Consider the following 25419-nt stretch of genomic DNA (forward strand, 5'->3'; position numbering starts at 1 on the left):
CGACGGGACGACTCCGCCCAATTTCGGGCGCCCGCCGGAACCGGTGCTGGAACCCTCGTCGAACGAGTTGTTCGCGATCTCCGAAGAACTGATCCCGAGCGCGGATCCCCTCACGCGGCCGTCCGAATTCGACAGCGTGCTGCGGCCCTTCGTGGCCAACAGCTTTGCCACAGATATCCCTGCGTCGAACGCCGGCATCGCGCCGATGGCGCTCTTGGAACTCAGCACCGGCGATATTCTCGTCTCGGGCGGCGCCAACCGTGGCAGCCTCTACGTCTTCGACGGAAACGGCGGTTCGGCGAACGATCCGGCGACGTTGCTGGCGCAGCTCGACCAGCCGATCTTCAACCTCGCCGAGGATGCAGACGGCAACATCTGGGCGACCACCGGCGGCGGCGCGCTGCTCAAGCTCGACATGGCCACGGGCGGCGTCATCGAAGCCTATGGCGAAGGCGTCACCATGGGGCTCGCCATCGAGGAATCGACAGGACTGATCTATGTCGGCAAGAACTCCGGCATCGTCACCTTCGACCCGGACACCGAGGAATTTACCCAGTGGAGCCGGGACGAGAACCTGCGCGTCGGCTCGCTGGCCTTCGACAACTACGGCAAGCTCTGGGCGGTGACCTGGCCCGACCGCAAGCAGGTGGTCAGCTTCACCGACCGCCAGCGGGCGGAGATCGAATACACCTTCGACAGCGAGATCGACAGTCTGGCCTTCGGCCAGCTCGGCACTGCGATCGAGGACCTGATCTTCGTCAGCCACAACACCGGCGCGATCTCGGACACGGGCGAAGTGGCCGAGGGCTCGGCGCTGACCATGATCGACCAGGCCACGCGCCGCCGGATCGACGTGGCCGAGGGCGGGACGCGCGGTGACGTGGTCATCACCACCACCGATGGCCGGGTGCTGATCTCGCAGTCGAACCAGGTGGATGTCATCGCCCCGGCCTTCAGCCCGAGCATCGTGGCCACCAACCCGCCCGAGGACGCGGTCGTCCCGCTGCCGCTGTCGGTCATGACCGTGCGCTACGACCAGGACATGTTCGCGGGCGACCCCGGCTCGAGCGCCTCTGTCGTCAACATCGACAACTACACCCTCGTCGGCGAGAACCAGGGCGAGGTCTCGCCCGTCGCCGTGGTCTACGACGCGACGACCCGGACCGCGCTGGTCAAGTTCAGCAATCTGCTGGCCGGCGACTATACGATGACCGTCAGCAAGTCGGTGACCTCGACCAACGGCATGCGCATGATCGATGATCATGTGACGACCTTCACCGGCATCGAGGACCTCTCGGCCCTGCTGGACATCCGCTTTGTCTCGACGCGGTTCGACCGCTCGCTCGGGACCGTCTCCTATGATGTCGAGATCACCAATGCGTCGGATACCGACCTGATCCTGCCCGCGCTGTTGACGCTCGATCCGCAGCGCGGCTACGAGGGGCTGCCCCTCGATACCGCCGGTCAGAGCGACCAGGGCCTCTGGCTGATCGACCTGTCCGACGCGCTGACGAACGGGCGGCTGATGGCCGGTGAGACGTCCTCGGCCAAGACGGTCTCGGTCGCCACGCCGGACCGCAAGCGCGTTCTCTTCTCGACCGGCGCCATCGGCGGACTCGCCCCCAACCTCGCCCCGAAATTCGAGGGCGAGGTGCCGAGCGGGGCGACCGTCGGCGAAGAGCTTCGGTTCACCGTCAATGCCGTGGACCCCGACGGTCAGACCGTCATCTACAACCTGCTCACCGCGCCCGAGGGCATGACGCTGGATCCGACCACCGGTGAAATAGTCTGGACCCCGGGCGGGTCCGCCAACGACAAGACACCCATCGTCGTCCAGGCCTTCGACCCGCGCGGCGCCGTCGGTCTGCTGCGGCTCGTTCTCGATGTCGAGGGCGGCAACCGCGCGCCCGTCTTCCTGTCGGCCCCGTCCGAGATGCGCCTGACCGAGGGCCAGTTCTCCGAGGTCGAGCTGATCGCCTCGGATCCCGACCTGGACCAGGTGGTCGTCTGGATCGACAACCTGCCCGAAGGGGCGAGCTTCGATCCGAACCGCAATATCCTGAGCTGGCAGGTGGGATACGAACAGGCCGGGACTTACGATCTGGTCGTCCGCGCCTCGGACGGGCTGCGCGAGGTGGCGACCAACCTGACCGTCCTCGTCGCGCCGGCGGCCCGCCCGGTGGCCCTGAAGAACCCGGGCAACCGGACCGTGGTGGAAGGCGACCGCATCCGCTTCGTGCTCGAGGCCGAAGCCGAGCCGGGGGCCGACCTCTCGTTCGGCGTGTTCAACGACACCCTGCCGTTCGGCGCGACGCTGAACCAGCAGACCGGCGAATTCAACTGGACGCCGAACTACATCCAGGCCGGCACCTACGAGGTGATGTTCGCTGTCTCCGACGGCAACGGCATCGCCATGCAGATGGTCGAGATCGAGGTGGTCGCCGCGAACGGCGCGCCGGTCTTCGACAGTTTCGACGGGCTGCAGACCTACGAAGGCCAGCTGTTCATGCTCCGCGCCTTCGCCCGCGATCCCGACAATCCGTTCTACGAGCCACCCTTCCGCGACGCCGAGGGCGAGGTGGTCGCCCTGCCGGGACAGGAGAGGACCGTCGATATCGAGGTGGTCGGCGATCTGCCGGAGGGCGCGACCTTCGATCCCGAGACCTGGGAACTGACCTGGACGCCGGGCGCGAGCCAGGCCGGCACCTACGAAATCACCTTCAGGGCGACGGACGACGGCGCCGGAACCGGCGTTCCGCTCGAGGTGACCGAAACCGTCACGATCGAAGTGCGCGAGCTCAACCTCGCGCCCGTTCTAACCGACCCGCAGAACGTCGAGATCGCCCGGGGAGAGGTGCAGGAGATCCCGGTCTCGGCCTTCGATCCCGACGGCGATCCGATCACGCTCATCCTGGAGAACGAGCAGCCGGGCTTCCCGCTGCCCGAGTTCATCACCTTCACCGACAACGGCGACGGCACCGGGCTCATCCGGATCGAACCGGGGGTAGGCGACCGGGGCGAACACGCCGTGCGCCTGGTAGCGTTCGACGACGGCGGCGGCCAGGGGATCCAGCGTGGCGATCTCTACACCTTCGTCATCGACGTCCTGTCGGACAACGAACCCCCGCAGTTCGCCTATCAGAGCGATATCGTCGCGCCGGTCGGGAATACGGTCTCGATCGAACTCGACGCCACGGATCTGGATGCCGACGATCTGACCTTCGGCCTTGCCGGGCTGCCGTCGGGCGCGGTTCTGACCATGGATCCGCTGATCTACGGCCGTGCTGTCCTGACCTGGACGCCGACCGGCGGCGATGCCGGCACGTACGAGGCCGTGGTCACGGCCACCGATACCGGCGCGGACGGGCTGACCGACCCGGCCGTCACCGAGTTGCGGTTCGGTGTCACGGTCAGGGCCGGCAACGTGGCCCCCGTCCTCAACCCGATCGGTACCCTCTCGGGCGAGGCCGGGGCGCCCCTCACCGAGCGGTTCGAGGCATCGGACGCGGATGGCGACGCCGTCACCTTCACCGCCGGCGATCTTCCGGTCGGCGCGACGCTGGACCGCGAAACGGGCAAATTCAGCTGGACGCCGACCGCGCGTCAGGTCGGCACCTTCTCGTTCACGCTCGAGGTGTCCGACGGCGCCGGGACAAGCACGGAGGAGGTCGTGATCGAGATCGATCCGACCAATCGCGCGCCCGTCTTCGTGCCGATGGTCACGCAGCTGGGCCGGGACCGCGCCGAAATGCGGTTCACCGTCATCGCCAACGATCCCGACGGCGACGCGATCAAGATGTCGGTGCTGTCCGGCCTGCCGGAGGGCGCGAACTTCAACGAGGAGACGGGCCAGTTCTCCTGGATCCCGCAATACGATCAGAGCGGCGAGTATTCGGTCACCTTTGGCGTGCAGGACGCGAGCGGCCTGACCGATACGATGACGGTCGACCTGTCCATCGCCGATGTGAACCGCGCGCCGGATCTGGTTGCCTCGGACCGGGCCTTCCTCATCGGCGAGGAAAAGAGCTTTCAGCTGGAGGGCACCGATCCCGACGGCAATCCGCTGACATTCCGGGCCCTGAACCTGCCCGAGGGCGCCACGCTCGATGCGGGCACCGGCATCGTCACATGGACGCCGGGACCGGGGCAGGCGGGCGATTACTACGTCACCTTCCTCGCCGACGATGGCGACCTGACATCGCGTCAGACCATCGTGATGCGCGCCACGCTGGAGCCCGTGCCGCCGCTCGTCCGGATCGAGCTCACCCCGTCCTTCCCGGCGGTTCCGGGACAGGAGGTGTTGGTGACGGTCGTCGCGGACAGCCTGGCCGACATCACCGGCATCACGCTGGAAATCGACGGCCAGCCGGTCCTGCTCGACGCGCTCGGCCGCGCGATCATCGTACCGGATCACCCGGGCAAACTGGACGTCGTGGCCCATGCCGTCGATGCCGACGGTTTCGAAAACACCGAGACCCTGACACTCAAGGTCCGCGATCCCGCGGACCGGACCGCGCCGGTCGTCGCCTTCGACCCCGATCTCGAGAACGCGCTGATCGAGGGCACGACCGATATCGAGGGCACGATCTTCGATCAGAATCTCGACTTCTGGCGGCTGGAGCTGCTCGACGGTCCGCACGGCAAGGTCGTCGAGGTGCTGGGCGAGGGCGAGGGCGTGATCGACGGCAGTATCGCGAGTTTCGAGGCGGGCCGCCATGTCGACGGCTTCTACACCCTGCGCCTCGTCGCGGCCGACATCGGTGGCCGGTACACGCGCCAGGAGGTCGGCATCGAGTTGCGGACCGCCGACAAGATCGGTCAGGCGATGGAGACGCGCACCGATCTGGTCGTAATTCTCGACGGCGAGACCTTCGAACTGACCCGCCGCTACGACAGCATTTCGACCGGACAGTCGGACTTCGGCAACTGGTCCGCCGGGTTCGACATGGCGATCCAGACCCAGGTGCCCGCCACCGGACGCGAGGCGCAGGGCATCTACAACCCGCTGCAATACGGCGACCGGCTCTACCTCACCGCGCCCGACGGCACGCGGATCGGCTTCTCGTTCCAGCCGAGCGACGAAGAGGTCGGCAATCTCACCTTCCACCGTCCGGCATGGGTGTCGGATCTCGACGGCTGGACCCTTGTCTCGACCGACATCCTGCTGCGCAAGTCCGGCAACCGCCTCTTCACCTCGGAGGACGGCCTGCCGTACAATCCCACGGACCCGCTGATCGGCGGTGCGCAGCCCTTCGCGCTGACCGGTCCCGACGGGACCACCTATATCGCCAACACCAGCGGCGACCTGCAGGAGATCCGCAAGCCCGGCGGCGCGCGGATTTTCGTCGGCGACAGCGGCATCAGCACCGTGGCGGGCGACGTGCTCAGCTTCCTGCGCGACGACGAGGGCCGGATCACCCGCGCCACGACGCCCGAGGGCCGGACGCTGGTCTACACCTATGACGAGGCCGGCAACCTGAACGGCGTGCGGGCGCTGGATGACGGCTCGGGCGCGCGCTATGGCTATGCCGAGGGCCGGCTGACCATGCTGGCCGATATCGGCGGGGCGGGAATCCGCATCAGCTATGGCGACGACGGCACCGTCACGCGGAAACAGATCGACGCGGACCTCGGCGGTCTGAACCAGATGACCGGACAGGTCTTCGACGTGACGCCGGAGGGGGGCGAGGCCGCCTTTGCCTTCACGCTCCGCGACAGCGAGATCCGCTCCGCGGCCGGCGGACGCCTGATCCTCCGGGTGGCACTCGGCGACGGATCGACCGTGCCCGAGATCGCCGGCGCCGGCCTGCTCGGCCTCGAACGCGACGGCGGCGGGACGGTCGCGCTCTACTCCTTCGACAGGGCCGGCTACTATCGCCTGGACCTCGAGGCGGCGCAGGCGACGACCCTGTCCATCTCGGTCGCGGGGGATATCGACCTCGACGGCGACGTGGACGCCGACGACAGCCTCGCGCTGAGCGCGGGCGGCGCCGGCACCGACGTGACCGGCGACGGCGTGACCGACCGGTCGGACCGTGAGGTCCTGAACGTGAACTACGGCCTCATGCGCAACAGCGCGCCGGTGCAGGTCGAGACCCTGCCCGAGGTCTTCACCCATGTCGAATTGCCGGTCGAGGTCGCGCTGGACGAGATCGCGCAGGACGCCGAAGGCGACCGCATGTTCTTCCGCATCGTCTCGACCGAAAACGTCACCGCCAGCTTCAGCCCCGACGGCGAGACGCTGCGGATCCGTCCCGACGACGGGTTCTCCGGCTACGGCACGATCACCGTGGTGGCCGACGACGGCTTTACGACATCCGGGGAAATCACCCTCGACGTCGAGGTCTCGGATGCGCCGCTCACCGATCTCACCTTCCTGACGCGCCAGTACCGGTTCGGCGCCCCCGGCGAGGTGGGAGAGCTTGTCGTGGTGGGGCAGTTCGAGGATCAGGCCGACGTCATCCTGCCCTTCGACTACGTCACCGTGGCCTCGGCGGACGAGGACGTGGTGCGGATCACGCAGAACGGACTGATCGGCGGCGTCGGTCAGGGCGAGACCTATGTCACCGCCTCGCGCGGGACGCTCACCGCGGCGACCGCCGCCTCGGTCGGCTACGGCTCGACGAACTATGCCGCCATCGCGCAGATGTTCGGCATCGACGCCTATCCCGATACGGTCACCATCGTCGCGGATGGCGGGACGCGCCAGATCGTGACCACCCTGGGCACCGACCAGCAGATCTTCCTCGAAGGGGCCGCGGACGGCGTCACCTATATCGCGGGCAACACCGACATCGTGACCGTCGATGCGGAGGGGCTGATCCAGGCGGTCGGGCAGGGCGCGGCCAAGGTCACCGTCATCTACGGCGGCGCCGAAGAGGTGCTGACGGTCAAGGTGGCCGACCCGGTCGAGGCCAGCTCGGCGCAGATCGGCGAAGAGGGCGGGGTCATCGTCAACCCGAACGGCATCCGCGCCGCCTTCGGGGCGGGCCAGATCACCGGCGACAATCCGGTGGTGACGCTGGAAACCATCGACGAGGCGGGTCTGGAGGTCGAGGTTCCCGACAATTTCGAATACCTCGCGGCGGCCAGTTTCGACATCCAGGGTGGAGAGCTAAACGGCCCGGTCCAGTTCGGGGCCAAGGTGGATCCCTCGCTCGCCCAGGAAGGCGACGAGGTCGCCTTCCTCGTGCAGGACGACCTGACCATTCCCTCGGGCGGCAAGTACGGCAAGATCTGGCGGCTTGTCGACACCGGGCGCGTGGATGCGCAGGGCGTGGCGCGGACGGCCTCGCCGCCCTATCCGGGCCTGACCGAAAAGGGCAACGTCCTTGTCACCAAGATGAGCCGGCCGATGCTGGACGGGTCGCTGACCATCCCCTATGTCGCGCGCGGCTTCTACGCGGTCGCGGCGGGTGTGGCGATCGGCTTTGCCGTCGGCGCGGCGACGGGCGGTGTCGCGGGCGCGGCCCTCGGCGCGGCCCTGGGCGGCGCGGCCGCGGGCTTCGGTACGTTCCTCGCCTTCAAGATGGATTCGGCCGTCCAGAAGATCGACACCTATACCTCGTATATCGAGGAATACACCGGCGCATCCGGGGGCGCCGCCGAGGATGCCTTCCAGGCCAAGTGGGAGCATTTCGTTGCCGACGTTCCGACCGCGCCCGACAACCTCGACGGGCGTCTCAACATCACGCCGACCTATCCCACACCGCCCTCCCACCCGGCGCCGGGCGAGGATCCCAGCATCACCAGCGCCGAGGTCGTGCGCGGCGACGATGGAAGCCTCGTTCTGCGGATCGAGGGCGCCAACATGTACTACGGCCCGGAAGACGCGAACGGCGCCTCCTTCGGCAACGACATCATCCACACGCGCCTGCGCCTGCAGTTCGCGGGCGGCAGCCGGTACATCATGGGCACCGAATATGCCGACACCTTCCTCTACAACGGCGACACCCGGGGCGGCACGCTCGAGGTCGCAATTCCCAACGACGTCCTGCTGACGCAGGCGGACATCTATTTCGAACGCCCCGATCCGGGCAACCGCCCCGCGACCTCGGGCGATCCCGCGGTGACCGGCGGCTGGTACGCCCCGACCGGCGGATCGACATCGGGCAAGATCAACGTCAAGAACACCCGCGGCTACGGTGCCGTCGGCGGCTCGAAATACGTCGGCGACGCGAACCAGACCATGTTGCAGATTTTCGATGTGGTCGCGGCCAATCTCGAGCAGGGGACCGGCGACGGCGGCTCCGGCCTGGGAGGCGCGCCCGAAGTCGCGGAACTGGTGGCGGATGTCATGCTGCTCGACGGGGACGACCCGCTCACGGCCTGGCCCAACGACGTGCTGATGGCGCCTGACCTCTCGGCGGCCTATGTCGCGACGAACAAGGGCATCGCCATCGTCGACATGCTGACGCTGCAGCAGTTCGACACCGATCCAAACGCTTCGGGCGTCAACATCATCAACATCCCCGGCGGCGTCGACACGATCGCCCTGAGCCCGTCCCGCGACCGTCTGTTCGCCGGCGGGCAGGGCAAGCTCTATGTCATCGACAACCGTCCCGGGTCCGCAAGTTATCTGCAGCCGATGGCCATCAGCCTGCCGATCAACGACGCGGACGCCGTGGCCCGCATGATGGGCCGTGTCAACGATCTTGCGGTGACGCCGGACGGCAAGAAGGTCTATGTCGCCGTGCCCTACAATTCGTCCTTCGGCGAGGACGGCTGGGCGCGCGGACCCGGCAAGGACGGCAAGATCTTCGTGGTCAACGTTAATCCCGCCAACGCTCCGGACGGACCCGAGCCGAATTCGAGCTATCACACCGTTATCGCCCAGCTCAACGGCTTCAACGAGCCCTGGGATATCGAGGCGACCTCGGATCCGACCAAGCTGGCCTTCACCTCGCGCGGCGAGCTGCGCGACGGTTTCCACATCATCGACGTGTCCTCGAACGGCGACACGGCGGGCAGCTACTCGGCCAGCGTCCGGTCGCTGCGCTCGACCTCGTCCGAACCGGGCGACGTGCGCGCGCCCCTGCAGCTGAACGAGGGGGCGGTCGGCGTCAAGTACACCGGATTTGTCTTCAACACATACTTCCACGCGCCGATACTGATCGACGACTACGCCAAGATCAGTTCCCAGGACTACGACCTCGACATCCGCAACGCGGCCGGCCTCGCGATCGCCGGCGATCTCTCCTACGCCTATGTCGCGGATTACGACCTGTCGCGCTATCTGCTCGTCGGGGACCCGGTCTACGCCTACGAGCTCGAGCGCCGCCACAACCTCGGCAACAACATCGGCATCATCCGCAATCCCTTCGATCTGACCACCGGCGAATACGAGGAGATGGGGATCGACGCCGAATGGGGTCGTGCCGCGCATGTGGCATCGACCACCCCGATCCCGGATCAGTTCCTTCAGGACATCGCCCTGCGGCCCGATGGCTCCCAGCTGTTCGCCAATTTCCGCAAGACCGGACAGCTCGTCACGCTCAACACCGAAAAGCTGCACGAGGTGATCGAGGACCTCGTCGAGCTAGACGATCTCAGCAAGACGCGGGAGCTGCCGATCGACCTTGAATATACGGGGCTTCTGGACCCGCTCAATCCCTTCGCCACACCCGAGATCCGCGAGGGCCTCTACGATCCCGGCATCGATGTCGTGACGTGGGGCCGCGGGCTGGATGTGCAGAACGAGGCCGGACTGGACCTCGTGCGCCCCATCACCGAGACGCAGGTCAATGGCGAGGGTCGCGAGGACATGCTGACCTTCGAGGTGCATCTCGATCCGGGCAAGATCGACCGGACCTACTGGAGGATGGACCTCTACGTCAGCACGCAGGAGCCGGGCCACGGTCTCTTCCCCGACGATCCGTACCGGGCGCGCAGCTTCTTCTCGGCGCATTCCAACCCGAGCGAGCAGAGCGACTATCATCGCTACCGCCTGATCAGCAGCGTCGACCAGATCGGGCGCAACGCCTTCCGCTCGGGCTATTACTACGAGCTGAAGGAAGACGGCACGGTCGCGGTCGAGCGCAAGCTGACCCAGGAGGAGGTGAGCAACGGAACCCCGGTCGAACACGCCGTCATCATCAAGGCCTCGGAGGGTCTGACGCGGGCGCTGACGGGCAGCCAGGAATACTTCTGGGGTGTCGACATCACCGATGTCGGCCTGCGCGAGGATGCCTCGTTCACCACGCCCGCCGTGGTCGAGGAAAACCTGCCGTTCTCGGCCGTGAACGTCGTGACGCACGGGTTCCAGCCCTTCGCCCTGTCGCCAGATTACGGCAACACCATGCTGAGCGAGGACAACCTCGCCAGCTGGCTCCAGATGGGCCATATCCTGACCGAGGCCTCCGGCGGGGGGATCGTGCTGGTCTACAACCGCCAGACCGGCAACTGGCACAAGTACGACGAGAACGAATCCGACGGGAACAAGATCTCGCAGATCGCCTACACGCCGACCTCCGAGGACCGGGGCAAGGCGATCACGCTGGTGCTCGACTGGTACCGCGAGAGCAACATCTCCGACAGCGGCTTTGCCGAAGCGGCGGCGGACGCTTTCTTTGCCTCGATCTACAACCTCGACAGGGATACGGGCGGCGCGATCTTCAAGAGCCCGCTGCACTTCATCGGCCACAGCCGCGGCACGGTGGTGAACTCCGAGATCATCCAGCGCCTCGGCGTGCACGTGCCCAAGGATGCCGGCGGCCAGGCGCTGAACATCCACATGACCTCGCTCGATCCGCATGACTTCAATCAGAAGTCGCTGAATGTCCGGCTCCAGTCTCTGGTCGAGAACTGGATCTCGGCGGCGAAAGCGGTGGCCTATGCCTCGGCACTGATCAACCCGGCCGTCGCGGCCAAGGCGATCCGCGTGCTCAACGGGCTGTCCACCTTCATCCAGACGATGCAGACGCTTGCGGATCTGGTGGGTCTCCAGACCCGGGTCCTGCCGTTCGCGGACTTCAAGGACCCGAACGTCCAGGTCTGGAAGAACGTCACCTTCGCCGACAACTATTATCAGTCGGTCGCGAACGAATCCGTCGACCTGTTCCAGAACCCCGACGCCAACTGGATCCCCGACACGACCCCCAACGGCACCAAGATCCCGACGATCAAGGACGACGCCTTCGCGACCCCGGCCAGCCAGGCGTTGCAGACCGGTGTGCCGGACATCGAACTGCACTTCACGCCGGCCGGAGTGCCCGGCTTCATCGAGGACGATTTCGCCGCCACCGCCCATTCGCGCCCGATCTCGTGGTACATGGGCACCGCGGACGTCAATTCGCTCTACGTGGGCTCCGCCGCGATCCCGCGGTCCCTCGGGGACGAGGGTATCGCGCTGAACCTGCCCGACGAGCCGAGCGGCTTCGCCTCGCTCATCGAACTCTTCGGCGAGGAGTTCACCAAGCAGCCCTGGTACGGCGTCGATCCGGTGGCATTCGGCGGCACCTGGGGATCGGTCAAAACCCATTTCCAGAGCTACTTCAGCAAGGCCAACAGCGGGCCGGTCGACGGCAATGTCACGACCTCGACCCGGACCGAGGCCATCGGCTCGGGCTGGTATTTCTCGACCGTCGCCGGCGCGCCGGAACTCCGGCCGGACACGCCGGGCCTGCCGCGTACCAAGCTGGATTTCGACAATACCGAGGTGCCGCGGCCCAAACTGCCGGCGGGCCAGAGCTATCCCGCCGTCCCCTCGGTCTTCAACGGAGACTTCCAGCAGGGCACCCGGCACGCCATGTCGGAATACGCGCGCTGGCTGATCAAGTCCGCGGCGAGCAAGCTGATCGACCGCTACGGACGGGCCGAGGACGTGCCCCTGGACGAGGCCGTGGCCGAGGTCGTCACCCCGCCCAAGAGCTTCACGCAGCGTATCGACGCCATCAACGCCTTCATCCCCGACCTGCCGCCCGAGCTTGGCCGCTTCCCGCTCAACCACGAGTTGCCGGGCTGGTCGATGCACGGCGGCATCCAGGAAGGCCCGAGCGGCCTGTCCGGCGAGGACGAGGGCCGGTCCTACACCTTCAACATCTTCGAGAACACCTTCATCGGCGGCCCGGTCGACGTGACCGGCCTGTTCCTCGTGAACACGTCGCTCACCGGGAACCTGATGGACATCGCGGGCTTCGCCTTCGAGACCGCGTTCAAGCTGATGTTCGACAAGATCAAGGAGAAGCTGACCAACTCGATCGGGATGGATTCCACCGAGACGGGAAGCTATCTCGAAGGTCAGTTCGCCAAGGCCTTCGGCGGCACCAAGCAGGCCGACGGCTCGATCGGGCGGACGCGCGACGACGGCACGATCGAGACCCTGATCTCGGCCGACGATCTCACCACGCTGGTCGCCCAGGGGGTCACCACCTTCATCGACGAACGCACCGTGATGCTGAAGATGGCGCAGCTCTTCGACGGTCTGCTGACCGCGATGCTCAACGTGCCGGTGATCAAGAGCAATCTGAAGGCGGTCGACAACGGCGGCCTGTTCAGCAACATCAACAACATCGGCAAGCTGGCCACGCTCCTGTCGTCCGAGGACAATTCCGACGATGCCAAGGCAGCCCGCAAGGCGGCCATCGACGATGCGTCGAACTTCCTCGCGAAGAACCTGAACGTCATGCTGGCGCATTGGTTCGGGATCGACACGGCGCCGGACTTCAAGCTGATCATGGCCTCCAAGGCCACGCTGGTGAACCTGATCGAACGGGTCCTGCCGTCCGAGCCGCTGCCGCTGGTGAACAAGTCGCTCAGGGACATCGTGAAGGGCATCCTCGATACGCTGCCGGCACCGGAAAGCGTGACGCACAACCGGATGTACATCCCCGCGGGCATGCAGTCGGTCGAGCTCGACGCCTTCCTGCCGATGAACACCGAAGACAACCTGACGATGACCGTCACCTTCGAAGACATCGACGGCAACACCGGCAGCTCGCAGGCCGTTCTGCAAGAGGGCATCTTCTCTTCCCAGACGGTGCGCTTCGCAATCCCGAGCGGCTTCGCCGGCAAGGTCGCCAACATGACGATCTCGAACAGCGGTCTGACGACCGAGGTGCCTCCGACCAACGGGCTCGAGGATCAGCTGCGCATGATCGACGAGTTCGCCTCGCTCGGGGATGTCTTCTCGACCATGATGCTGATCGACAACGTCCGTTTCTCGAGCGACACGGCCTTCCAGAACGCCGAAGCCGAGGGCGCCGGCGGGGGTGTCGCCCTCACCGTCGAGGCGGCCGAGGCGCTGGCCGAGATCGCCAGGGGGATCTGGGCGGACAGCGGACTGGTGCCGAGCCTTCTGCACCACCTCGACGACCTGGAAATCACGGTCGGCGACCTGGATGGCACCGCGCTGGCCCACGTGGTGGGCAGCAGGGTCACCTTCGATGCGACTGCCGCGGGGCACGGCTGGTTCGTGGACGCCACGCCACTGGACAACGAGGAATTCGAACAGGGGGCCGAGGATCACGTCTTCACTGCCACGGTCGGCGATCTGGCGGAAGACCGGATCGACCTGCTGACGGTCATGCTGCACGAGATGGGCAATGCCATGGGGATCGACGATCTCCAGGATCCCTCGGCGCCGGGTTACACCATGACCCCGATCCTGCCCACGGATCTGCGGCGCCTGCCGTCGAACACGGATATCCGCGACTTCACGCTGCCCGATACCCCCGAGGAACTGAACCCGACGGGGCCGGTCCAGCAGACCGCCACGGGCGAAGACGGGGACACGACCACACCGACGGGCCCGATCTACGACGTGCTGACCGGCGATCCCGAACAGTTCACCAACGGGCGTTTCACGACCGGCCTCGCCGGCTGGACAACCTACGGCGATGTCACGCCGCAGGACGGCGCGGCCGCCCTGCGCGAGACGCTGGTGCCGATGTCCGGCCTTGCCCAGACCTTCGCCCTGCCGACGGAAGCGACCGGCCTGCAGTTCACGCTCCGCGACCTCGCGCTGAACCAGTCCGACGGCTCCGCGCCCGACGCGCTGGAAGTGGCGCTGCTGAACGCCCGGACCGGGGCCGCGGTACTGGCTCCGATCGCGGCGCTGAGCAATACCGACGCGCTTCTCAACATCCAGCCGGACGGCACGATTCATGCGGCGGCAGGCGTCACCCATGTCATGACCGGCGGCGACCTGATCGTCACCGTCGATCTTTCCCAGCTGGCCGAGCGTCCCGACGCGCTGCTTCTGGGGTTCGACCTGATCGGCCTGGGGGCTGCCGACAGCTCGGTTCTGGTCGACGACGTGCGGCTGCTCGGGGTCGGGTCCAACACCGCTCCGATCGCGGTCGACGACACCGCCACCACCGACGAGGACGTATCGGTCGCGATCGACCTGCTGGCGAACGACTCCGATGACGAGGGCGATCCGCTGATCGTCGAGATCATCGAGGGCCCCGCCGCCGGCACGCTGACCGCACAGCCCGACGGGACCTATACCTACACGCCCGATCCCGATGCCAACGGCACCGACAGTTTCACCTATCGCCTGGACGACGGCCTGCTGGAAAGCGCCACCGCCACGGTCTCGATCACCGTCAACCCGGTGAACGACGATCCCCTTATCGGCGATGTCGCGGACCGGACGCTGACCGCGGGGGACCAGCTGGCGCTGACCGTCACCGCCACCGACGCCGACCCCGGGGATAGGCTGACCTTCTCGCTCGGCGAGGCGCCGGAGGGCGCCACAATCGACCCCGAGAGCGGCGACCTCGATTGGGACAGCACCGGCTTTTCCGGCGAACAGGGCTTTACCGTGGTCGTCCGCGACGATGCCGGCGGCTCGGCCGAGCTGAGCTTCATCGTCACCGTTCTGGACGACACCATCGACCGCACCGCCTCGGTCGCCCTTCAGGCCGGCCCGGTCGTGGCCGGGCCCGGCCAGATCGTGCAGGAGCCCGGACCGGCGATCACGGGCGTGCCGCTGTCGCTGACGGTCGATGCCGGTGTGTCGCAGATCATCGTCGCGCTCGGCCTCGACGGCGATGTGTTCGAGATTGACGGCGCCGTGACGGGTGCCGGGGCCCGCACCGGCGACACGGTTGAGCTGCTGGGACTGGACCGGCTCCGCATCACCCTTGCCAGCCCGATCGCGGCGGGCACCTACGAACTCGCCGATCTGGTGCTGCGTGTCCGCGACGCCGCCCCCTACGGCAGCCTGCAGGACGTCACCGCGGAGGTGACCGAGGTGGACGGCGTGGCGATCGCCTCCGACGTCGCGACCATGACCGTGCTCGTCGGCTACATCGGCGATATCGATGGCGACGCGATGCTGACGTTCAGCGATCTCGGCGTCGCCAACCAGTTCCACGTGGGGCAGTATACCACCCTTGTCGCCTGGCAGGGCGGGATCGATCCGCTGCTGATCGGCGACGTCGATGGCGACGGGGCGATCACCGGTTTCGACGCCAGCCTGATCGGGCAGGAGGCCTTCGGCATCGACGTGGACGCGATCCCGGACGTGCCGGACCTCGCGGTGACTTTCGATGCGTCCCATCCGGGCGCGTCGGCGCTGGAGGTCACGGACCCGTTCAGCGCCTTTGACCCCGTCCTCTTCGAACCGACCGAAAGCGTCGAGGAGACCCCGTTGGGTGGCTTCGGAGCGGTCGGCGGCGCCCCGGGCGGTTTCGCCGGCTTCGACCCCGCGAACGGCTTCGGAGCCGCCGCCGAAGATACATCCGGTTTCGGCGGGTTCGGCCAGCCGCTGGGCGCCGGTTCTTTCGAACCCTCGGGCTTCGGCGACACCAGCCCGACAACCTTCGGAACGTCTTCCACCGAGACGACGAACTTCGGTGGCTTCGGCTTCGTGGCGCTTCCGCGTTCCGGCACCGGCAATCCGGCCGCGACCCACGAGATCGACATCCCGCTGGTCATCGAAAGCGACGGCGGCCTCTCGGAAATGGTGCTCGCCATCCACTACGACACGGACACGGTGTCGATCCGCGACGTCATGTTCGGAGCCGACCTGCCGCGCTCGACCCAGGTTGAGATGTCGGAAACGGAGACCGGCCTCGTGCTGAAAGTGACGCTGACCGAACCGCTGGACCTTCGGATCGCGGAACTCGTGCGCCTGCGCGCCACGACGCAGGGCGCTCCGGGCGCCGCGCTGGCCGAGGCCGGTGTCGAGATCGAAGCCCTGTCGGTCAACGGCATCGCGGCGGATGCCGCCCTGCAGCCGGCTCATGCCGGTCAGGCGCCCCTTGTGGCGATGGAGGATCACAACCTGCCGCAGGAGGGCCTTGCCCTTTCCATCGCGATCAGCGGCTTCGGCGCCCAGGCCGAGGTGCCCGGCCTGATCGACCCCGACCTTCTGCAGGGCGGGATGCTGCCGCTCCTTGTCGAGGGCATCGAGGGCGTCTCGACGATCGCGCTCGAACTCAGGCATTGCGAGGGGCTGGATGTCACGGGCGTCTCCGGCTCGGGCCCCGCGGTCGAAGAGATCGCCCCCGGGCGGGTCTCGGTTGTCGTCGACCTGGTCGGCGCGGTGATCGCCGGGTCCGCCGCAACCACGGCACTGCGGGTGACGCGCCGGTCGGACGCCCGCCCGCTGGGCCGTCTCGAGCTGGCTTCGCTGGAGGTGGACGGGGTGGACTTGTCCATCGCACCGCCGCAGGCTGCATCAGCCCTCGGGATCGCGGAGGGCGCCCCAAGCGACGATCATCGCGCACTTTAGGCGGAAAAACACAAGTAACGGACGGGAAACAATGGCGAAGAGCCCTGATACCAAGACAACGACCGAACCGAACGGCGCGCCGGAAGCCAAGGGCACGCGCCCGACACCGGCGTCGCAGATCGCTTTCAACACATCCGAGTTGAAAAGCAGTTATTGCAATGTTTGCAACGGGTCATCGACCAGAGAGGAAGTGGTCGTCAACTTCGGCGTCAACCAGAACTGGGACATGGGCAAGGAAAAGCTCGAGGTCGCGCTTCAGCACCGCATCGTCATGTCGCCCCATGCCGCCAAGCGGGTGCGCGACATGATGATAAGGTTGATCGACGAGCATGAAAGCAGGTACGGTAAACTGGAAGGTTAAGGTTTTTAGACATATTATTTTCTTTGGGGGAAGATCGATGAAGCGTTTCAAGTCCGGTCTTTTGGCGGGGATCCTCCTGATCTTCGGTGGAGCCGCGAATGCGGTGTCTTTCACGCCGTCTGCGCCGGTGCCATCCGGCAGTCCCATCACGGTGACCGCAGATGTCGGCATCTCGGGTCTGATCCTGTACGACGTCTTCCTCGGCGTGGCGGCGAATACCGGACTGATCCAGGCCTATGACGACAGGGCGGACGGCGGCGTCATGAGCTATCAGGCAGCGACCGCAAGCACCATCGCTCTGAACGGCGGAGAATACTCCTTCACCGGGCTGACGCCCGTGGGTTCGACGCCGAACCTCGGATTTTCCTTCGGCGGCCTGAACGGTCTGCTCGGGTTCCGCGTCACGGGTGTGACCCCCGGGTTCGACAAGTTCAAGCTGGACTTCGCGTACACGGCGACGGCCGAAGAGACCGACCTGTTCTGGGCTGTCCGTCAATACACGGCCGCGGCCCCCACGGGCATCTACACGTCCGGATCGCTCAAGCTCGTCACGACACCCGCCATCCCGCTGCCCGCCGGCGCGCCGCTGGCGCTGTCCGGCCTCGCGGCGCTGGCGCTTCTGCGCCGCAAGAAGGCCCGCGCGGCCTGAGGCAGACCGGGGGCTGGCCGAATGACAGCGTTCAGCGGTTCGACCGGTCCCATCGCCTCCGAACAGAACACGATCGCGCTCGACGCGTCGCTCTGGTCCTCCTTCGCGAATGCCAGGGGGGATCGCGCCTTTCTGACCAGCTGGCTGGCGCTGATCCTGTCCAAGGTGCCGCGCGCTGCGCTCGGCGTCATCCTCGAACCCGATCCGGCGACCGGCGCCTTCGTGCCCTCGGCCATCGCGCCGGACCCGCGGCGCGACTGCACGCAGTTCAGATCGATCGCCGAAAAGGTGCTGGGATCGGGCCGACCCGCCACCGAGACCACCGAGGACGGCGCCGTGCTGGTCGCCTATCCCGTGCGGATCGAGGCGGCGCCGGTCGACCGCGTCGTGGCGCTGGAACTGCGCCAGGCCAACAAGGCGCAGGGGCAGGCGGCGCTGCGCGAAATCCACTGGGCCGGCGGCTGGCTCAGCGCCAGGGCGTGGCAGGGCTTTGCCGCGGACCAGACGCTCGGCATGCACCGCGCCGCCGTCGCGCTGGACCTGCTGGCCCTGACCGCCGAGCATCAGCGCCCCGAACCGGCGGCCGTCGCGATCATCAACGAGCTTCAGACCGTGATGAAGGCCGATCAGGTCTCGCTCGGGATGATCGTGCGCCGCCGCGCCTCGCCGCGGATCCGGCTCATGGCCATGAGCTATTCCGCCTGGTTCAAGAAACGCTCGGCCCTGGTCGAGCGTCTCGAGACCGCGATGGAGGAGGCCTATGACCAGAATGGCTGTGTCGCCGTTCCCGCCCTGGCATCGACGCGGCGCGCGATTGCGGTCGCCCATGACGACCTTGTCGCGGCTTCGCGGACCGAACATGTCCTGACCGCTCCGCTGCAGGACGCGAACGGCGCCGTCGGGGCGATCACGGTGGAACGCCGCCGGGCCGACGCGCCCTTCACCGACGAGGACATCCGCCTTCTGGAAAGCGTGGCCTCGCTCGCCGGTCCCGTCCTGGAACTCAAGCGCCGCAATCGCCGCTGGTTCGGCGGCCGGATCATCGACACGGTCGGCCATGCCCTCGGCGTGGTCCTGGGGCCGAGGCGGCTGAGCTGGAAGCTTCTGACCGTCGCCCTCCTCGCGCTGGCCGTGGCCGCGGCAACCGTCCGGGGGCCCTTCCGCATCACCGCCGACGGCGTCATGCGCGGCGCCGTGCTGCGGGCCGCTGTGGCGCCCTTCAACGGGTTCATCGAGACCGCCCCCGCGCGCGCCGGCGACACGGTCGCGGCGGGTGACGTGCTGGCCGAACTGGACGACACGGACCTGCGGCTCGAGGAATTGCGCTGGCGGTCCGAACTAGACCGGCTCGAGGCGCAGCAGCGCGACGCGCTGGCGCAGTACGACCGTCCGCAGGTGGCCTTTCTCGAGGCGCAGATCGCCCAGGGGCGGGCCCAACTCGACCTTGCGCTGCAACAGCTGTCGCGGACCACGATCACCAGCCCCATCGACGGGCTGGTCGTCACCGGAGACCTGAGCCAGAAACTCGGCACCCCCGTCCAGCCCGGAGAGCTCTTGTACGAGGTCGCCCCGCTCGACGCGTTCCGCATCGACATCTACGTCGACGAGCGCGACCTGCGACACGTGACCGGCGACCAGTCGGGGCGCATCGCGCTCTCCGGGCGCCCGGACGAGGGGCTGCCCTTCGAGATCACCCGCATCACGCCGGTGGCCGAGGCGCGCGACGGCGCCAACACGTTCCGCGTCGAGGCGGAACTGAAAGACCTGCCCGACTGGCTTCGCCCGGGGATGGAGGGCGTCGCCCGGATCGATGCCGGCGAGGAACTGATCGCCTGGGTCTGGTCGCGCCGCCTGATCAACTGGCTGCGCGAGACGGCCTGGACATGGCAACCCTGAGGGCGCCATGGCCGAAAGCTTTCTCTCGACCATCTGGTACCGCGTCGCCGATCTGAGGCCGCGCCTGCGGGCCCATGTCTCGGCCCACCGCCACCGCTATCGCGGCCAGCCGTGGTACGTGCTCCACGATCACGGGGCAGGGCGGATCCACCGCTTCACGCCCGGCGCCTACATGGTGATCGGACAATTCGACGGCACGCGCACCGTCGACGCGATCTGGAAGACCCTCGCCGACAGCTACGACGCCGACGCGCCCAGCCAGGACGACGTGATCCAGCTTCTGTCCACCCTGCACCAGCAGGACCTGATCCAGTACGAGGGCGCGCCGGACGTGGCCGAACTGCTGGAGCGCTACAACAAGCAGTCGCGCCAGATCATCAAGCAGAACCTCACGAACCCGGTCTCGATCCGCGTGCCGCTCTGGGATCCGAACGCCTTTCTGGACCGGACCCTGCCGGCGGTCGGCTGGATGCTGGGCTGGTTCGGCTTCGCCCTCTGGGCGCTCGTGGTGGTGGCCGGCGGGGCCACCGCCTTTCTGAACTGGGGCCGGCTGACCGAGAACTTCGCCGACCGCATCCTCGCGACCGAGAACCTGCTGATCACGCTGGTGACCTATCCGCTGCTCAAGGCCCTGCACGAACTGGCGCACGGTTACCTCGCCAAAAGGCGCGGGGCCGAGATCCGCGAGATGGGGATCATGTTCCTCGTCTTCTTCCCGGTACCCTACGTCGATGCCTCGGCCGCCGCGGCCTTTCGCAACAAGTGGCACCGCGCCGCCGTCAGCGCCGGCGGGATCATCGTCGAGACCTTTGCCGCCGCCGTCGCCGTGATGATCTGGGCCAATGCGGAAACCGGGCTCGTCTCGGCGCTGGCCTTCAACGTCGTCATGGTCGGCGGACTCTCGACCCTCGTCGTCAACGGCAACCCGCTGCTCAAGTTCGACGGCTACTACATCTTCAGCGACATCATCGAGATCCCCAACCTCTCGGACCGCGCGACCAAGTTCTACGGGCACCTGATCCAGCGCTACGTCTTCGGCGCCAGACAGATACGGGAGAGGACGGCGACCTTCGGCGAACGGGTCTGGTTCCTGCTCTACGCGCCCTCGGCCTTCGTCTACCGGATGTCGGTCATGATCGGCATCGCGATGCTGGTCGCCTCGAAGTACTTCATCATCGGCGTGGCCATCGCCCTGTGGTCCGTGTTCAACGCGATCGTCAAGCCGGCGTTCAAGCATATCCGTCACGTCCTGACCTCGCCCAAGCTGCGCAAGGTGCGTGGCCGCGCCAAGGCCTGGACCTTCGGCACGGTCGCGGCCGTGGTCGCGGCGATCGCCCTGATCCCGCTGCCCCTGCGCACCGATACCGAGGGCGTCGTCTGGCTGCCCGACGACGCCCATGTCCGTGCCGAGACCTCGGGCTTCGTGCGCGCCGTCACCGCGCGGCAGGGGGCCGAGGTCGCGCCGGCCGCGCCGCTGCTGGAACTGGCCGAGCCGACGCTCGAGTCGCGCATCGAGGGGATGGAGGCGCGGGTGCGGGAGATGAACATGCGCGTCATCGCGGCCGAGGTGCAGGACCGCCGCACGCTGGACGTGGCGCGGCTGGAACTGGCCGAGGCGCAGGCCGAACTGGACCGCGAACGCAAGCGGCGCCAGGATCTCGAACTTCGCGCGCCGCGGGCCGGGCGGTTCGAGACCGTCATGCCGCCCGATGACCTGCCTGGCCGCTTTCTGCAGGAGGGCGATCTGGTGGGCTACGTCCTGCCCGGGCGGGCCACCCGGGTCCGTGTGGTCGTTCCGCAGGACGACATCGCCCTGGTCCGAGCCCATGTCGAAAAGGTCGAACTCGTGATGGCCGGCGCCGCCGAGGACAGGCACGAAAGCCGCATCCTGCGTGCCGTCCCCTCGGGCCTGAACCAGCTGCCCAGTCCTGCGCTCGGGCAGGCCGGCGGCGGGCGGCACGTCACGAATCCCGGCGATCGGAACGGCGTCGAAACGATGGAGCCGGTTTTCGTCTACGACCTCGCCCTGCCGGACACGCTGCACGACGCCCCCTTCGGCGCGCGGGTACTCGTGCGCTTCGACCATGGCGACGAGACCATCGCGCGGCAGGGCTTCCGCCGTGTCCGGCAACTGTTCCTGAGGCGGTTCGGTGCCTGAGGCGCGCGGCCTCCTCGGCTTCGGGGCACCGCGGCTCGGCGCGGCCCCCTACAGGGAAAGGGCCGATCCGATCGACAATGCCGTCGACCGCTGGCTCGAACGGCAACTGGGCCGGATCCTCGCCCATGCGCCCTTTACCCGCATCCGCCTGCGCCTCGCCGCCTGGCGGGTCCTGCGCCTTCAGCCGACCTTCGAGGACTGGGAGGACGATGCCCTGCGCAACGAGGCGCAGCGCCTCCGCCCCGCGCTGCTGCGCAACGAGATGGCCGAGCCCGAGCTTTCCCGCGCCTTCGCCCTCGTGCGCGAGGTCAGCTGGCGGACCCTGGGCAAGCGGCACTACCCGGTGCAGATCATGGGCGCCCGCGCGCTCTTCGAGGGGCGCATGGTCGAAATGGCCACGGGCGAGGGCAAGACCCTGACCGCCACGCCTGCCGCCGTTGTCGCCGCGCTGGCGGGGCTGCCGGTCCACGTGGTCACGGTCAACGACTACCTCGCCGCGCGCGATGCCGAAGAGAACACCCCGATCTTCGATTTCTTCGGCCTCTCCGTCGGCATCATCGACAGCGACATGGACCCGCAGGCCCGGAAAGAGGCCTATGGCTGCCACATCACCTATGTCTCGAACAAGAACCTGACCTTCGACTACCTGCGCGACCGCATCTCGCTCCAGCACCGCCGCGCCGCCGCGCGCCGCCGGATGCTCGAATATCTCTCTGGCGGGCAGGGCGGAGACCTCATGCTGCGCGGCCTGGCCTTCGCCATCGTGGACGAGGCCGACAGCGTCTTCGTCGACGAGGCGCGGACCCCGCTGATCCTGTCCTCCACCGCCGACGACCCCGAGGCCGACGCGATCTACGGACAGGCGCTCGACATGGTGCGCCAGCTCGAGACCCCGCGACACTACAAGATCGACCACATGAACCGGCAGATCACGCTCGAGGAGGCCGGAAAGGCGCGGATCACGCAGCTTGCGCAGGACCTGCAGGGCATCTGGCAGATCCGCAAGGCGCGCGAGGAACTGGCGCGGCAGGCGCTCTCGGCGCTCTGCCTCTTCGAGCACGGCAAGGATTACATCATCGTCGACGACACGATCCAGATTGTCGACGAATACACCGGCCGCGTCATGGCAGACCGCAGCTGGCAGGGCGGGCTGCACCAGATGATCGAGGCCAAGGAAGGCGTCGAGATCAGCGGCCAGAAACACACGCTGGCCCGGATCACCTATCAGCGTTTCTTTCGCCGTTACGTGCGGCTGGCGGGCATGACCGGCACGGGCACCGAACTGGCCGGAGAGTTCCTCGATACCTTCGGCCTGCCCACGGTCCGCGTGCCCCGCAACCGGCGGTTCCGCCGCCGTCATCTCCGCACGGTCTACCTGAGAACCGAAGCGGCCAAGTGGGCGCGTCTCGCCCGCCGCGTCACGTCGCTGCACCAGGCGGGCCAGCCGGTGCTGATCGGCACCCGCTCGGTCGAGGCGAGCGAGGCGGCCGAGGCCGCACTCCGCGCCGCCGGGCTGGAGCCGGCCGTCCTGAATGCGCGGCAGGACGCCGAAGAGGCCGCGGTGGTCGCGAGGGCGGGGCAGAGGGGCGCGATCACCGTCGCCACCAACATCGCCGGCCGCGGCACCGACATCCACCTGGGCGAGGGGGTGCGCGAGCTGGGCGGCCTGCACGTCATCCTGACCGAATTCCACGAAAGCAGCCGCATCGACCGCCAGCTTTACGGGCGGGCCGGGCGGCAGGGCGATCCGGGATCGACCGAGGCCATCGTCTGTCTCGAGGACGAGCTGTTCAAGCGCTTCGCAAGGGGCTGGCTGCGGCTATGCAAAGTGCTGCCTCACCCCGGCCTCTGCGAACGCATGCGCAAGGCGGCGCAGGCCAGGGCGGAACGCGAACACGCCCTGACGCGCCGCGAACAGACCAAGCTGGACCGGCAGCTGGAAAAGAGCCTCGCCTTCACCGGCCGCCCGGAATGACATCATGCCGCGGCGCCGGCCCCCTCTCCCGTGGCCAAACCCGGGCACCCGCTCCGGTTTCCGGCCGGTCTGCCGACACAAAGGTTGAAAAAAATCCTGCTGGCGCTCTAATGGCTTACGGGGGTGCCTCGTGACGGAAGAAGCAGCAGTCGAAGCAAGAAACGCGGCCCGGTACTACGGGTCGGGCGAGGCGACGGTCAAGGCGCTCGACGATGTCTCGCTGACGATCCGGAAAGGAGAGTTCTTTACCCTCCTCGGCCCATCCGGCTGCGGCAAGACCACTCTCCTGCGCCTGATCGCGGGGTTCGAGACGCCGACCGAGGGCCAGATCCTGCTCTCCGGCCGGGACATTACCGACATCCCGCCAAACCGCCGCCGGGTGAACACCGTCTTCCAGAGCTACGCGCTCTTTCCCCACCTCTCCGTCGCCCGCAACATCGCTTTCGGCCTCGAGATGCTGGGCCAGTCCCGCGCCGAGGTCGGCAGACGCGTGGAGGAGATGCTGGACCTCGTCCGGCTCGACCGGATGGCGGACCGCAAGCCCGCCATGCTCTCGGGCGGTCAGCAGCAGCGTGTCGCGCTGGCCCGCGCCCTGGCCCCCGCGCCCGAGGTGCTGCTTCTCGACGAACCGCTCTCGGCGCTCGACCTCAAGCTCCGCAAGGAAATGCAGCTCGAACTCAAGCGGTTGCAGACCGAAACCGGGATCACCTTCGTCTTCGTCACCCACGACCAGGAAGAGGCGCTCACCATGTCGGACCGCATCGGTGTCATGCGGTCGGGCCGGCTCCAGCAGGTCGGCGGCCCGCGCGAGATCTACAACGGCCCCGTCAACCGTTTCGTGGCCGATTTCATCGGCGAGACCAATTTCCTGAAAGGCATGCTCGAGGGGGGCAGGGTCCGCCTCGCCTCGGGCGAGTCGCTCGAGGTCCCGGGCGCGGCGGGGCAGGGCGAAGTCACCCTTGCCATCCGTCCCGAACAGATCCGCATCACGGACGACGGGCCGATCGAGGCCACGCTGACGCAGACCGTCTATTTCGGCACCGACACCCACTGTCACCTGCATCTCAGGGACGGGACCGAGATCGTCGCCCGCCTGCAATCCCCGCCCTCCGGCGAGGTCGGCCTCACCACCGGAGAGACCCTGCGCCTCGCGCCCGTGCCCGGCGCGGTCCAGGTCCTGGAGGGCGACTGACATGACATCGGCACGCCCAGACCTGCCACCGGGCGCCGTTGCCCGCCCCGGCCCCCGGTCCCGGCCCCGCCCCGGCCCCCGAGCCGGGGCCGCCTGGGCCACCGCGACCCCGCCGACGCCGGGAACGCTGCCGGAAGGCGACGACCGTCGAGGTCCCGGCGCAGGGCCGGGACACGCCACGCGACGCTGCCCCGGCCCCCGAGCCGGGGCCGCCTGGGCCGACGCGACCCCACCGACGCCGGGAACGCTGCCGAAAGGCGACGGCCGTCGAGGTCCCGGCGCAGGGCCGGGACACGCCACGCGACGCTGCCCCGGCCCCCGAGCCGGGGCCGCCTGGGCCGACGCGACCCCACCGACGCCGGGAACGCTGCCGAAAGGCGACGGCCGTCGAGGTCCCGGCGCAGGGCCGGGACACGCCACGCGACGCTGCCCCGGCCCCCGAGCCGGGGCCGCCTGGGCCAACGCGACCCCGCCGACGCCGGGGACCCTGCCGAAAGGCGACGACCG

Annotated in this window: 7 protein-coding genes (1 of these 7 running past the window's edge); all 7 read left to right on the top strand. The window is 67.7% G+C overall.

All coding sequences use genetic code 11. The features are described 5' to 3' along the window. Positions 1-16681, top strand: partial view of a CARDB domain-containing protein gene (locus tag OB2597_RS19845; protein WP_084658899.1) — the end only. It extends 19916 nt beyond the left edge of the window; 16681 of the gene's 36597 nt are visible here — the last part of the coding sequence; its start codon lies off the left edge, out of view; its stop codon occupies positions 16679-16681. 31 nt (positions 16682-16712) lie between these two features. Further along, on the top strand, positions 16713-17042 hold the full coding sequence (locus OB2597_RS19850; protein WP_009807416.1) for a DUF3467 domain-containing protein: 330 nt from the start codon (positions 16713-16715) through the stop codon (positions 17040-17042). A 37-nt stretch (positions 17043-17079) separates the two neighbouring features. After that, a complete protein-coding gene (locus OB2597_RS19855) occupies positions 17080-17691 on the top strand; it encodes a hypothetical protein (RefSeq protein ID WP_009807417.1) in 612 nt (203 codons plus the stop codon). Positions 17692-17712: 21 nt separating this feature from the next. After that, positions 17713-19587 (top strand): HlyD family efflux transporter periplasmic adaptor subunit, encoded by a 1875-nt coding sequence (locus OB2597_RS19860; RefSeq protein WP_009807418.1) that lies wholly within the window; start codon positions 17713-17715, stop codon positions 19585-19587. A 7-nt stretch (positions 19588-19594) separates the two neighbouring features. After that, entirely contained in the window at positions 19595-21745 is a 2151-nt protein-coding gene (locus OB2597_RS19865; RefSeq protein ID WP_009807419.1) for a PqqD family peptide modification chaperone, read from the top strand. Then, the gene (locus tag OB2597_RS19870) at positions 21738-23720 is read left to right on the top strand and encodes a preprotein translocase subunit SecA (RefSeq protein ID WP_009807420.1); all 1983 of its coding nucleotides are present in this window, start codon (positions 21738-21740) and stop codon (positions 23718-23720) included. Before OB2597_RS19865 ends, OB2597_RS19870 begins: the two co-directional genes overlap by 8 nt. Before the next feature lie 130 nt (positions 23721-23850). Beyond that, entirely contained in the window at positions 23851-24912 is a 1062-nt protein-coding gene (locus tag OB2597_RS19875) for an ABC transporter ATP-binding protein (protein ID WP_009807421.1), read from the top strand. Positions 24913-25419 lie beyond the last annotated feature (507 nt).

This window comes from Pseudooceanicola batsensis HTCC2597, assembly GCF_000152725.1.
Taxonomy (GTDB): Bacteria; Pseudomonadota; Alphaproteobacteria; order Rhodobacterales; family Rhodobacteraceae; genus Pseudooceanicola; species Pseudooceanicola batsensis.

What these genes read in the sequence shown, in the direction of transcription:
- OB2597_RS19855 (WP_009807417.1), top strand. Translation starts at nt 17,080, where the DNA reads ATGAAGCGTTTCAAGTCCGGTCTTTTGGCGGGGATCCTCCTGATCTTC.
- OB2597_RS19865 (WP_009807419.1), top strand. Translation starts at nt 19,595, where the DNA reads ATGGCCGAAAGCTTTCTCTCGACCATCTGGTACCGCGTCGCCGATCTG.
- OB2597_RS19860 (WP_009807418.1), top strand. Translation starts at nt 17,713, where the DNA reads ATGACAGCGTTCAGCGGTTCGACCGGTCCCATCGCCTCCGAACAGAAC.
- OB2597_RS19850 (WP_009807416.1), top strand. Translation starts at nt 16,713, where the DNA reads ATGGCGAAGAGCCCTGATACCAAGACAACGACCGAACCGAACGGCGCG.